Below are 11,950 nucleotides of genomic sequence, written 5' to 3'. Positions count from 1 at the left end.
GTCAGCCTGCGGCCGGCACCCCGTGCGGCGCGCAGAGCCATATCCGCATCGCCGCGAAGGTCGCCACCGCTGCACCGGTCAGCGTCGCCTCCGCCTCCGCATCATCGCCGAATGCGTCCAGCCGCGTCCGGAAAGCGGACCACATCGCCCCGTTGCGCGGACCGTGGGCGCGGTAATAAGTGAGCCCCCTCTCACTGAGGCCGTGCAGGCCCGCGATGTGCCGGCCGATCAGCTGGCCGCCCAAGGTCGAGCCCTCCAGCACGTAGAGCGCCCCGGTCGCCGCAGCGGGACTAAGGAGCGGGACAGAACTCGGCCGTGGCAGCGCCGCGACCGCCGCAGGGGGGAGGCCGAGATGGTTGAGATCGGCCGCCAGGAGCGCCAGGCGCCGCCGGGGCGCCAGGAACGGCTCGTCGGCGAGCTGCGCGCCGATCGCGTGCTCCCAGGTGGCGTGGAAGCCGTGAAGCCGGGCCAGCAGGTCGCGATAGCCCGCAAGCGTTGCGACCCGCGCCTGCCAATCGAGGCCGGCTTCCAACGCCCGGTGGGCCGGGTCGGTGGCCGCACGGAGACGCGCGTGCAGGCCGTCGCGCCGGATCGGGTTGGCGGGGCTCACGCGGTGATCGTGAAGCAGGCGCCGGGATTGTTGGCGACGTCGAGCCGGGCGTTGATCTGCTCGAGCATAGCCCGGATCAGCTTCATGCCGAGCCCTGAACCCTTGCCGCGGGCCTTGGCGTTGGTCCAGTCATCGGGCAGGCCGGCGCCATCATCGCAGACGCGCAGCCGCACCTCGCCGGGGCCGGAGGCCGAGACGCTGACCTCGACGCGACCGCCGCCGGCTGGCTTCGCCGCGTACTTGAAGGCATTGGTCACGAGTTCCGTGGCGATGAGCGAGAGCGCCACCGCCTTGCGGTAGGGCACCATCAGGCCCGGCTCGGCGGTGAGATCGACCGCATGGCCCTCGCCCGCGAGTTCCGCGAGGTCGTTGCACAGGCTCTCGAGGGTCTGGCCGAGATCGACCTCGTCCACGCGCTCGGCTTGGTACAGGCTATCGTGCACCCGGGCGACGCTCATCACCCGGGCCGAGGTGTCGGCGAAGGCTTGACGGGCCTCACCATCGGAGATCTGGCGACGCTGCATCTGCAGGAAGGCCGAGACGATCTGCAGGGAGTTCTTGACCCGGTGGTCGATCTCCCGGGTGAGCAGATCCTTCTGCTCCAGTAGCCGCTCCTTCTCGGCGAGCAGGCCGGTCAGCTCGTCGATCTTGCGGCGCTGGCGCAGAACCACGCCCTCCACCGCCTCCGCGAGGGATCCGGCGAGCTGGATCTGCCACTCAGCCCAGGGGGCCGCGAAGCCGGTCCGCTCCTCGACCCAGCGCTCGAACGAGCGCCGCGGCAGCACCGCCACCGGACCGCTGCCGGCCAGTACCGGCTTGCGCGGATCGCCGCCCCAGGTGACCGTGCTGGGCACCTCGGGGCGGAACCAGAGGAGCAGGTTCTCGCGCGACTGATCCACGAAGCTCGCGAGCAGCCCGCTGGCGATCTCCCGATGCGGCGCCGCGTCCGGATAGTCGGCGGTGAAGCTGCTGCTGCTGTAGCTGAACTCGCCCGCCGGCACCTGTGTCTGCAGCCAGTCCGCGATCGCCGTGACCCGATCCGCCGGGGGCGTGCGGCCGATCAGCGTGACCCGCCCGCCCGAGACGATGCCGGCGCCCGTGGCGCTGAACAGATCGAGCAGCGTAGTCCCACCATCGGTCAGGGCGCTCACGAAGTCGTCGGAGCGGGTCAAGCGGCGCACAAGGCGGCCCTCGACATCGAGATGCGCCTGCCGCTCGGCCCAGAGGCGGCGCGACTCGATCTCCTGCACCCGCATAGCAAAGGCATCGGTCAGCACGGTGGCGGCCGAGCGGGTCTCTGGCGTGACGTAGTGCGGGCGGCGATGATGCCCGATCATCAGGCCCCAGAGCCGGTCGTCGACCATGATGGAGATCGACATGGAGCCGTTCACGCCGAGGTTGCGCTGATACTCCAAGTGGATCGGCGACAGCGTCCGGTGCTGGGCGAAGGTCAGGTCGATCGGGCCATTGCCGGCGCCCGCGGCCGAGACAAGCCCCACCGGCACGCTGTCGCGGTCGATCACGAAGCGGCTCTTGGCCTTGGTGTAGAGTGCGCGGGCCTGGGCGGGGATGTCGGAGGCGGGGAAGCGCAGGCCGAGCAGGCTGCGCGACCAGTCGCGCGTCTTGTCCTCGGCCACCGCCTCGCCGTTCCAATCCACGTCGAACCGATAGACCAGCACCGCCTCGAAGCCGGTGAGCGCCCGGATCTCCAGGGCGGCGATCCGGGCGGCATCCGTCAGGGTCTCGGCCGTGCGCAGGCGTCCGACGGCGAGTTCCGTATCGACTTGGCTGGCGGTGGCGAAATCGGCGGCCGAGTCCGGCTCCAGCTCCAGCTCGACGATCACGCGTCCGGCATGGGCGTGGGCGACCGCATAATAGGTCGCGTCGCGGCCCGGCAGGGGGAGCCGGGCGCGGACCGAGCGGCCGTCATCGAGTGTCTGGTCCGCCAGCCGACGCCGGACGGTCTCGACGAAGGGTGCGGGCAGGATCTCCCCGAGGGGGCGCCCCGCCAGGGGCAGAACGATCGGATCGACGATCTCATCGATGTTGGCCGAGTAGGCGAGCACGATCAGCGTGCTGACATCGGCCGCCAGCATCACGGCGTTGGGCTGGATCGAGCCCGGGATATGGATCGGCTCGCGCTCGCACAGGCTGGCATCCACCGGCTCGGCCCGGACCCGACGCCCGATCGCCGCCAGGACGGCTTCCCGGGACTGGCCGGCCCCCAAGCTCTCGATCGGATCGATCGTCAGCCATGTCACCGGCGGACCGCCCGCCATAATCCCGTGGCGCATGTGGATCCGGGCCCGCAGCGGCTGCGGCACCCGGCCGAACACGTAGTCGAAGCGCTCGTCCAGGGCGCCGCGGCGTGCGCCAGCGAGGAAGCGCCCCCGGAAATTCGGGACGTTGGCCCCGGGCATCACGTCGCGAAAGTAGTCGCGTCCGAGCACGGCCTCGCGCGCGAAGCCCGAAAGCACACTCGCGCCCTCGCTGAAGGCCACAACCGCGCCGGCGGCGTCCAGACCGATCACCCCCTGATCCAGGCGGTCGATCGCGTCGGGCGCGAGCACATCGAGGTCAATCGTGCTGTCGTCGGCCGGACTCGGCGGCATCAGGAACCCAATCAGCTCATCGAACGGGTATGGCGGTGATATCGGTCGAGCGCAATGCTCGGGATCGCGACACGATCAACACTGGTTTTTCGTTCGTGTCATGTCGGTCAGAGCGGTCGTCAGTGCTTCTTCAACTGTGGGATGGTAGATCGGCCGCTCGATCACATCCCGGGCCGTGAGCCCGTCCGCGACCGCGTAAGTGAGAAGGTGGGCGAGGTGCTCCACGGCGGGGCCAAGCATCTCGCCACCGAGCAATCGTCCGTCCCGATCGGCCCAGAACCGGAGGCCGCCCTGGTTGTGTCCTTCAACGCGGGCGCGGCCCTGATCGGAGAAATCCATCGCGCCGATCACGCAGTTGTCAGCACCCGGATCGTAGGGGGCACCGATGGCGGCGGCCTGCGGATGGGTGAACACCATGGCGAGGCGCGTCCAGGGCGCCACCGCCTGGACCGGCCGCCCGGCCGCCAGGGCCGCGGCGTTGGTGCCGGCGATCCTGCCCTGGCGGCTCGCCTCGTGGAGCACCGGCCGCCAGGCATCGGCATCACCTGCGATCAGGATCGGCGCTCCGGTGCAGACCTGGGTGCTATGGTCAAAGTTCGGGACGCCGTCCGCGCCGAGGCGCAGGCCAGCCGCGGGGAGATCGAGATCGTCCAGGTTCGGCGCGCGGCCGGTGGCGGCCAGCACCATCGCGGCCCGCGTCACCTGCCCGTATCCCTGGCGATCGATCCAGTCGAGGCGGACCCCGTCGCCCTCTGGCTCCGCGCTCACCAGCGTGGCGCCGAGATTCAGGTTCATCTCGGCGCCGAAGATCCCGGCCGCTTGGCGGGTGAGATGCAGCTCGCTCAGACCCGCGATGGTATCGCCCGCGTCGATCACCGTGACGGCGACACCGAGCCGGGCCATCGCCTGAGCGATCTCGATCCCGACCGCGCCGGCCCCCAGGATGGCCAGCGAGTCCGGCAGATCGGGCATCTCGAACAAGGTATCGGTGGTGAGGAGGCGATCGCCGAGGCCGCGCAGGGGCCCCGGCACGATCGGGCTCGATCCCGTGGCGATGATGGCGGCCCGGAACCGGATCCGCAGGCCCTCTCCGACTGCGAGCGTCCGGGCGTCCACGAAGCGGGCGCTGCCGCGAATGCGCGCGTCTTCCGGCAAGTCGTCCTGGCCCTCGAGGACGCTGCCGACGAAGCGGTCGCGCTCGGCGCGGAGGCGCGCCAGCACGGCGGGTCCGTCCACGGCGACCTCCCGCACACGAATTCCGAACAGATCGGTGTTGCGCGCCGCATGGGCGGCAGTCGCGGCGGCGATCAGCAGTTTGGAGGGCATGCAACCGACCCGCGCGCAGGTCGTGCCGCCGGGGCCGCGCTCGATCAGGACGGCGTGGGCGCCGGCTTCGGTGGCGGCGCGATAGGCGGCAAGCCCGGCTGTTCCGGCGCCGATCACCGCGACGTCGCACACCAGCTCGCCCATCATTCCCCCGAATCACCTGCCGGGGCCCAAGTCTTACGGCTGAGGTTCGTTCCGCCTGCGCGCACGAGCCTCACCTAGACTGAGGTGCCTACGGGCAGCTCGGATCGCAGCCGGACCAATGTGCGGTGCGACATCCCCCCTCCCGGCGGGGGTAAGGGGAATCGCTGCCGCTCGATCGGGGGCGCGGCGGCAGCGTTACACCCCGCGGCCGGGCGCCGTTCCGCCGAGGTGGAACACCCGATGCGGCACCAGCTCGCCGCGCTCGACGTCGCCGACGGCAACAAGGATGCCGGCACAGGTGGCGAAGGCCTTGCCCTCCACGGGGGCGTCCCGGCCGCGCAGGATCACCGGCTGGCCACGCATCAGGCGCAGGCCGAGATCCCGGGACACAGCGACCTCCGGGATCGCGTCGAGCGCCGTCTCCACCGGGCGCAGATAGGCGAGTGCCGCCTCGGGGGTGCCCTCCGACAGGGTGGCGACCGGGCAGGACTCGGCTTCGGAGAACGGTCCCACACGGGTGCGGCGCAGGGCCGCCACGTGACCGTAGCAACCGAGCATCCGACCGAGATCCCGGGCGAGCGCGCGGACATAGGTGCCCTTGCCACACTCGGCCTCGATCACGGTCCGCTCTCCGTCATGTTCGATCACAGCGAGTCGGTCGATCTGCACGGGACGGGCGACGAGTTCCACGATCTCACCCTCCCGGGCGAGATCGTACGCGCGCTCGCCCTGGATCTTGATCGCAGAGTAACGCGGCGGCACCTGCTCGATGGCGCCCACAAAGGCCGGCAGCGCGGCCTCGACCGCGGCGCGATCCGGCCGGGCTTCGCTGGTCGCGACGGGACGGCCCTCGGCGTCGTCCGTGTCGGTCTCGACGCCCCACTGAACCGTGAACCGGTAGGCCTTGCGGCCGTCCATCACGAAGGGAACGGTCTTGGTCGCCTCGCCGAGCGCGATCGGCAGGATGCCGGAAGCCAGCGGATCGAGGGTGCCGGCATGGCCGGCCTTCTTGGCGTTGAAGGCACGCTTCACCACCGCGACTGCGTGGGTCGAGGTCATACCGACATGCTTGTCGAGGATTACCCAGCCCGACACGTCCTGGCGCTTGGGGCGGTCGGGGCGCGGTCCACGCTGCGGGCGACGGCCCTCCGGGGGCCGGCGCTCACCGACCGAGCCGCCGGCCGGGCGCTCGCCCTGCGGATGATCTTCGATGGAAACCGTCATGTCCTCGCGTCCCCCGGGGTCGTGCCCCGTCCCATTCTCGTTCGGTTTTCGGGGTCAATGCCCCGGCCCGGTCTCCGGTTCGCCGCCGTCCTGCTCGTCGCCGTCCTGGCCGTGATCGAGGTCGCGCTGCACGCGCTCGTCCCGCAGCAACCGGTCGATCCGCGCCGCCTCGTCGAAGGTCTCGTCGCGACGGAAACGCAGCTCCGGCGCGAATTTCAGGTTCACCCGCCGTGCCACCTCCTGGCGCAGCACCTTCCGGTGCCGTTCCAGGGCAGCGATCACCGGCGCCTCGTCGAGGCCGCCGAGCGGCATCACGTAGGCGGTCGCGAGCTTCAGGTCGGGTGACATCCGCACCTCCGGCACGGTCACGACATGCGTACCGAGCACAGGGTCCTGGATGTCGCCGCGTTGGAGCACCTCTGCGAGCGCATGGCGGATGAGTTCGGCCACGCGCTGCTGGCGCTGCGAGGGGCCGGTGGTGGTCGGTTTCTGGGCCATTCTGTCTCGGGCCGGCGCCCCGCAGGTGGCCGGCTCACGTCCTGAAAAAAGAAAAGACGGCCGCGGCAGGTGCCGCGACCGCCCTGTCCGGACGGGTCCGGAGCCTTAGAGGGTGCGGCGGATCTCCTCGACCCGGTAGCACTCGATCGTGTCACCCGCGCGCATGTTCTCGAAGTTCTCGAAGGCCATGCCGCAATCCTGGCCGGAGGTGACTTCCTTCGCGTCGTCCTTGAAGCGCTTGAGCGTCTTCAGCTTGCCCTCGTGGATCACCACGCTGTCGCGGATCAGGCGGACATAAGCGCCGCGCTCCACGATGCCGTCCTGAACGCGGCAGCCCGCGACCTTGCCCACCTTCGAGACCTCGAACACCTCCTGGATGGTCGCCTCGCCGAGGCGCTCCTCCCGCAGGGTCGGCGGCAGCATGCCCGACAGCGTGGCTTTGATGTCGTCCACGAGGTCGTAGATGATGTTGTAGTAGCGGATCTCGATGCCGGCGCGCTCGGCGGCCTCGCGGGCCTCCTTGAGGGCACGCACGTTGAAGCCGATGATCACCGCCTTGGAGGCCTGCGCCAGGGTGATGTCCGACTCGGTGATGCCGCCGACGCCCGCCAGAAGGATTCGGGCCGCGACCTCGTCGTTGCCGAGCTTCTCCAGGGCACCCGAGATCGCCTCCACGGAGCCCTGCATGTCGCCCTTGATGACGACCGGGAGTTCCTTGCGGCCGGCGCCTTCCTTGAGGTCGCGCATCATGTCGACCAGCGAGCGATTGGCACCGCCGGTACGCGCATTCTGGCGCTCGCGCTTCTGACGGGCGCGGTACTCGGTGACCTCACGGGCACGCGCCTCGCTCGGGACCACGGTCACGCGGTCGCCGGCATCGGGCGTGCCGTTGAAGCCCAGCACCTCCACCGGAACCGAAGGCCCGGCGTACTGCACGTTGTCGCCGAGGTCGTCGATCAGGGCGCGGACGCGGCCCCACTCGGCGCCTGCCACGACGATGTCGCCGGTGAACAGGGTTCCGCGCTGGACCAGGACCGTCGCCACGGGACCACGCCCGCGATCGAGCTGTGCCTCGATGACCGTACCCTCACCGTCGCGCTTCTCGTTGGCGCGCAGGTTCATGATCTCGGCCTGGATCTGGATACCCTCCAGAAGCTCCGGCAGACCGTCGCCGGTCTTGGCCGAGACCTCGAATTCGAGGGTCTCACCGCCCATCGACTCGACCTGGATGTCGTGCTGGAGCAGCTCGGTGCGGACCCGCTCCGGCTTGGCATCCGGCTTGTCGATCTTGTTGACCGCGATGATCATCGGGACGCCGGCCGCCTTGGCGTGCTGAATGGCCTCGATCGTCTGGGGCATGACGCCGTCATCGGCCGCCACCACGATCACCACGATGTCGGTGACCTTGGCGCCGCGGGCGCGCATCGACGTGAACGCCGCGTGGCCCGGGGTGTCGATGAAGGTGATCATGTCGCCGGACGGCGACGCGACCTGATAGGCGCCGATGTGCTGGGTGATGCCGCCGGCCTCGCCATCGACCACGTTCGCCTTGCGGATCGCATCGAGCAGCGAGGTCTTGCCGTGATCGACGTGACCCATGATCGTGACCACCGGCGGACGGGGATCGAGATCCTCCTCCAGATCCGGCTCGTCGGACGACAGACCCTCTTCCACGTCGGACTCGGCGACGCGGCGGACCGTGTGGCCGAGTTCCTCGGCGATGAGCTGCGCGCTGTCCGAGTCGATCACGTCGGTGATCTTGTGGATCTCGCCCTGCTTCATCAGCATCCGGATCACGTCCACGGCCCGCTCCGACATGCGGTTGGCGAGTTCCTGGATGGTGATCGACTCGGGGATCGTCACCTCGCGGGACAGCTTCTCTTTCTGCTCGACATGGCCGCGACCGCTCATGCGCTGCTGGCGGCGGCGGAACGACGCCACCGAGCGCGTGCGCTCGTCCTCACCCGACGTGGCCGTCGCGATGGTCAGGCGGCCGCGGTTGCGGTCGCCGCCCGGCGACTTCGGGGTCTTGGGCGGTGCGATGATCTTGAGCGGCATGCCGGGACGGCGGATCACCCGCTTGGTCTCGGACTCGTCCTCGTTGGTCTGGGTCGCGCGGCCGGCGGGGCGCGCCGCCGCGCCGGCACCAGCGGGACGCGCCGCCGTGGTCGGCGTCGCGCTCTTCTCGGGCTCGGGCGCCGGGGCCGGGCGGGCCATGAAGTTGAGGTCGCGGGGCTTGCGCGAATCAGCCGTGATGGTCTTACGCGGCTCACCCGTCGACGGCCGCGGTGTCAGCGGCGGACGCGGGGCGGGCGCGGCTGTGGCGGCCGGCGCCGCCGGACGGGCACCAGCCGGCTGGCGCGGAGGCGCAGGGCGGGCCGGCGTAGCGGCGGCAGCCGGGCGAGCGGGTGCCGATGTCGCCACCGGTTGCGCGGGCGCAGGCGCCGGACTGGCCGCAGCGGCCGGGGCAGGTGCTGCAGCAGCAGGGGCCGCAGGAGCAGGTGCCTCCGAAACGGGCGCGGCGGCTGCCGCTTTCGAAGCCTCGGCGGCGGCCTGCTTGGCTGCCTCCTCGGCGGCCCGCGCGGCTTCCGCGGCGGCGGCCTTGCGCTCTTCCTCCTCGCGGCGGCGGGCCTCGGCGGCCTCCCGCTCGCGACGGGCCTGCTCTTCGGCCTCCTTGCGGCGCGCCTCGACCTCGGCTTCCGCCTTGCGGCGTGCCTCGGCCTCGCGGCGCTGCGCATCGGCCAGCGCGGCTGCGCGGGCAGCGCTCTCCTGCTCGCTTAAAGTCCGAAGCACGACGCCCGAGGCTGCCCGCTGGGCCGGACGCGGCGGTGGCGTCGTCGGCGCGGGGGCGGCCGGACGCGGCGCCGGTGCAGGTTCACGCGCCGGGGCGGCCGGCGCTGCGCCGATGACGCGGCGCTTCACCGTCTCGACCACGACCTGCTTGGAGCGGCCATGGGAGAAGCTCTGACGTACGGTTCCCGCCTCGATCGGCCGCTTGAGGGACAGCGGCTTCGGGGAAGTCCGATTCAGAGTCTTGTCGCCCGGGTTATTCGTATCGCTCATTCAGCCTGAACCCTGAGGGTTTCCATCGTCCCGTGAACCGACGCCCGGTGGCGCCAGTCAGATCATTCCTGCGTCGTCAACGTGAGGCTTCGTCGATCCCGCCGATTCGGGCTGGATCGGGCTCCCCGGTCGCCGCGGCGGCGCCCTCGAAGGAGCGTAGCCGACGCCAACGCGACAGGCAGCCGGCGGCTCCGGCTCCTGCGACGAGCGCAGCGTGTATCACATGATCCCGACCTAAGGCCATGTCCAATTCATCTTCGGACAGGTCATCGATGATCGGTATCCTTGAGATGGCTTCACCGTGGCGCCGGTACAAGGCCGCCGCGATCTTGCGCCGACCGTCCGCACTGGCTTCCGCGGCGTGGATCACCGCAACTGCGCGGGGATCGCCGCCGATCGCCGCCTCGACCTTCGAGAAGCCTGCCACGATGCAGCCTGCCTTGTTGGCGAGTGCGATGGCCTGCCGCAGATCCGCGCGCAGCCCGACTGCGATTCGGTCTGGCAGATCGGGATCGGCCGGGGCCGGCCCCTTGAAGGCCCGGGCGAACAGGTTTTTCCGCACGGCCGTAGCGACCGTGTCCCGCTGGGCGCTGACCCAGGCGCCGCGGCCTGGCAGCCGGGCGCGCAGATCGGGCACGACCCGCCCATCCGGCCCACGCACGAACCGGATCATCGCGTCCGGCGCCTGAGCGGCACGCGTGACGATGCAGGTCCGCTCGGGCGCGCGGCGGCCGGGGCCGGCATCCAGCCCTTCGCCTTCCGGTCCGCCCTCGGGCGGGTTGGCCTCGACCTCGCTCACCGCGCCTCCGCCGCCGGGACTCTCAGGCCTCGGCCTGGGCGGGGGCGGTCTGCTCGCCCTCGGTTCCGTCTTCAGCACCCTCCTCGGCCTCCGGCTCCGGCAGGGCCTCGATCCAGCCGGCCTTGAGGCGGGCGGCCATGATCAGGGCCTCGGCCTCGGCGCGGGACAGGTCGAATCCGTCGAGATAGCCCGCGTGGCGCACGGCCTCGGGGCCGCGACCCTCGGTGTAGCCGACGAGGTCGTCGGTGGCGCAGCCCGCCAGATCCTCGATCGACTTCACGTCGTTCTCGCCGAGCGCCACCATCATGGGCGTGGTGACGCCCTCGATCTCGCGCAACTCGTCGGCGACGCCCAGCTCGGTGCGGCGGGCATCGTGCTCCTGCTCGATCCGTGCGAGGTGGTCCTGCGCGCGGGCCTGGATCTCGGCGCCGGTCTCCTCGTCGAGACCCTGGATCCCGGATAGCTCCTGGGTGTCGACGTAGGCGATCTCCTCGACGTTCCGGAAGCCTTCCGCGGCAAGGAGCTGGCCGACGGTCTCGTCGACGTCGAGCGCCTCCATGAACACCTGGGTCCGCTCGGCGAACTCCTTCTGGCGGCGCTCCGATTCTTCGGCCTCGGTCAGGATGTCGATGTCCCAGCCGGTGAGCTGCGAGGCCAGACGCACGTTCTGGCCGCGGCGGCCGATCGCCAGCGACAGCTGGTCGTCCGGCACCACCACCTCAATGCGGTCGGCCTCCTCGTCGAGCACCACCTTCACCACCTCGGCGGGCTGGAGAGCGTTGACGATGAAGGTTGCCTCGTCCTCCGACCACGGGATGATGTCGATCTTCTCGCCCTGAAGCTCGCCGACCACCGCCTGCACGCGCGATCCGCGCATGCCCACGCACGCGCCGACCGGGTCGATGCTGCCGTCGCGGGAGATCACCGCGATCTTCGCGCGGGAGCCCGGATCGCGAGCCACCGCCTTCACCTCCACGATGCCGTCGTAGATCTCGGGCACTTCCTGGCCGAACAGCTTGGCCATGAACTGAGGATGCGAGCGCGACAGGAAGATCTGCGGGCCGCGGACTTCCGAACGCACGTCGAACAGGTAGGAGCGGATGCGGTCGCCCGGCCGGAAGGTCTCGCGCGGGATCATCTCGTCCCGCCGCACGATGCCCTCGCCGCGGCCGAGATCGACGATCACGTTGCCGTACTCCACGCGCTTGACGATGCCGTTCAGGATCTCGCCGATCCGGTCCTTGTACTCGTCGAACTGGCGCGCGCGCTCGGCGTCGCGCACCTTTTGGACGATGACCTGCTTGGCCGATTGCGCGGCCACGCGCCCGAAATCGAAGGGCGGCAGGGTGTCGGAGATCACGTCGCCGACCAGCGCGCCCGGATTGTAGCGGCGGGCCTGATCCAGGGTGATTTCGCGGGCGTCGTTCTCGACCTCGTCGACGACCAGGAGGTGGCGCGACAGGCGCAACGCCCCGGTCTTGTTGTCGATCTCGGCGTGAACGTCGGTCTCGGCGCCGTAGCGGGAGCGCGCGGCCTTGGCGATCGCTTCCTCCATCGCGTCGATCACGATGGAGCGGTCGATCACCTTCTCGCGGGCGACCGCGTCGGCGATCTGGAGGAGTTCGAGCCTGTTGGCGCTGACGACGGCCATCGGTGTCGGTCCTTCTCTTCCGT

8 protein-coding genes are annotated in these 11,950 nt (G+C 70.4%); all 8 read right to left on the bottom strand.

All coding sequences use genetic code 11. The features are described from left to right. Position 1 precedes the first annotated feature (1 nt). The 8 genes from MKK63_RS18980 to nusA all read right to left on the bottom strand — a co-directional run bounded on the left by MKK63_RS18980 (position 2) and on the right by nusA (position 11,927). The gene (locus tag MKK63_RS18980; protein WP_409564533.1) at positions 2-610 is read right to left on the bottom strand and encodes a biliverdin-producing heme oxygenase; all 609 of its coding nucleotides are present in this window, start codon (positions 608-610) and stop codon (positions 2-4) included. Next, positions 607-3,222: a histidine kinase dimerization/phosphoacceptor domain -containing protein gene (locus MKK63_RS18975; RefSeq protein ID WP_244004507.1), complete on the bottom strand. Its 2,616-nt coding sequence runs from the start codon at positions 3,220-3,222 to the stop codon at positions 607-609. The genes MKK63_RS18980 and MKK63_RS18975 overlap by 4 nt, the downstream gene beginning before the upstream one ends. Before the next feature lie 75 nt (positions 3,223-3,297). Next, positions 3,298-4,692, bottom strand: a complete 1,395-nt coding sequence (locus MKK63_RS18970) for a dihydrolipoyl dehydrogenase (protein ID WP_244004606.1) — start codon at positions 4,690-4,692, stop codon at positions 3,298-3,300. 195 nt (positions 4,693-4,887) lie between these two features. Further along, on the bottom strand, positions 4,888-5,916 hold the full coding sequence (gene truB / locus MKK63_RS18965; RefSeq protein WP_244004505.1) for a tRNA pseudouridine(55) synthase TruB: 1,029 nt from the start codon (positions 5,914-5,916) through the stop codon (positions 4,888-4,890). 54 nt (positions 5,917-5,970) lie between these two features. Beyond that, complete coding sequence (gene rbfA, locus MKK63_RS18960; protein ID WP_244004504.1) at positions 5,971-6,414, bottom strand: 30S ribosome-binding factor RbfA; 444 nt, start codon at positions 6,412-6,414, stop codon at positions 5,971-5,973. A 105-nt stretch (positions 6,415-6,519) separates the two neighbouring features. Continuing rightward, on the bottom strand, positions 6,520-9,477 hold the full coding sequence (gene infB / locus MKK63_RS18955; protein WP_244004501.1) for a translation initiation factor IF-2: 2,958 nt from the start codon (positions 9,475-9,477) through the stop codon (positions 6,520-6,522). 76 nt (positions 9,478-9,553) lie between these two features. Beyond that, complete coding sequence (locus MKK63_RS18950) at positions 9,554-10,276, bottom strand: RNA-binding protein (RefSeq protein ID WP_244004499.1); 723 nt, start codon at positions 10,274-10,276, stop codon at positions 9,554-9,556. 22 nt (positions 10,277-10,298) lie between these two features. Further along, positions 10,299-11,927, bottom strand: coding sequence for a transcription termination factor NusA (gene nusA, locus MKK63_RS18945; RefSeq protein WP_244004497.1), 1,629 nt, complete (start codon positions 11,925-11,927; stop codon positions 10,299-10,301). Positions 11,928-11,950 lie beyond the last annotated feature (23 nt).

The sequence above is a fragment of the Methylobacterium sp. J-088 genome (assembly GCF_022829295.1).
Classification (GTDB): Bacteria; Pseudomonadota; Alphaproteobacteria; order Rhizobiales; family Beijerinckiaceae; genus Methylobacterium.
Note: the sequence above shows the minus strand (reverse complement) of the source record. Positions and strands in the feature narration are given on the sequence as shown.

Bases quoted from the DNA above. Each gene is read 5' to 3' on its own strand.
- nusA (WP_244004497.1), bottom strand. From the start codon at position 11,927: ATGGCCGTCGTCAGCGCCAACAGGCTCGAACTCCTCCAGATCGCCGAC.
- truB (WP_244004505.1), bottom strand. From the start codon at position 5,916: ATGACGGTTTCCATCGAAGATCATCCGCAGGGCGAGCGCCCGGCCGGC.
- MKK63_RS18970 (WP_244004606.1), bottom strand. From the start codon at position 4,692: ATGGGCGAGCTGGTGTGCGACGTCGCGGTGATCGGCGCCGGAACAGCC.
- rbfA (WP_244004504.1), bottom strand. From the start codon at position 6,414: ATGGCCCAGAAACCGACCACCACCGGCCCCTCGCAGCGCCAGCAGCGC.
- MKK63_RS18975 (WP_244004507.1), bottom strand. From the start codon at position 3,222: ATGCCGCCGAGTCCGGCCGACGACAGCACGATTGACCTCGATGTGCTC.
- infB (WP_244004501.1), bottom strand. From the start codon at position 9,477: ATGAGCGATACGAATAACCCGGGCGACAAGACTCTGAATCGGACTTCC.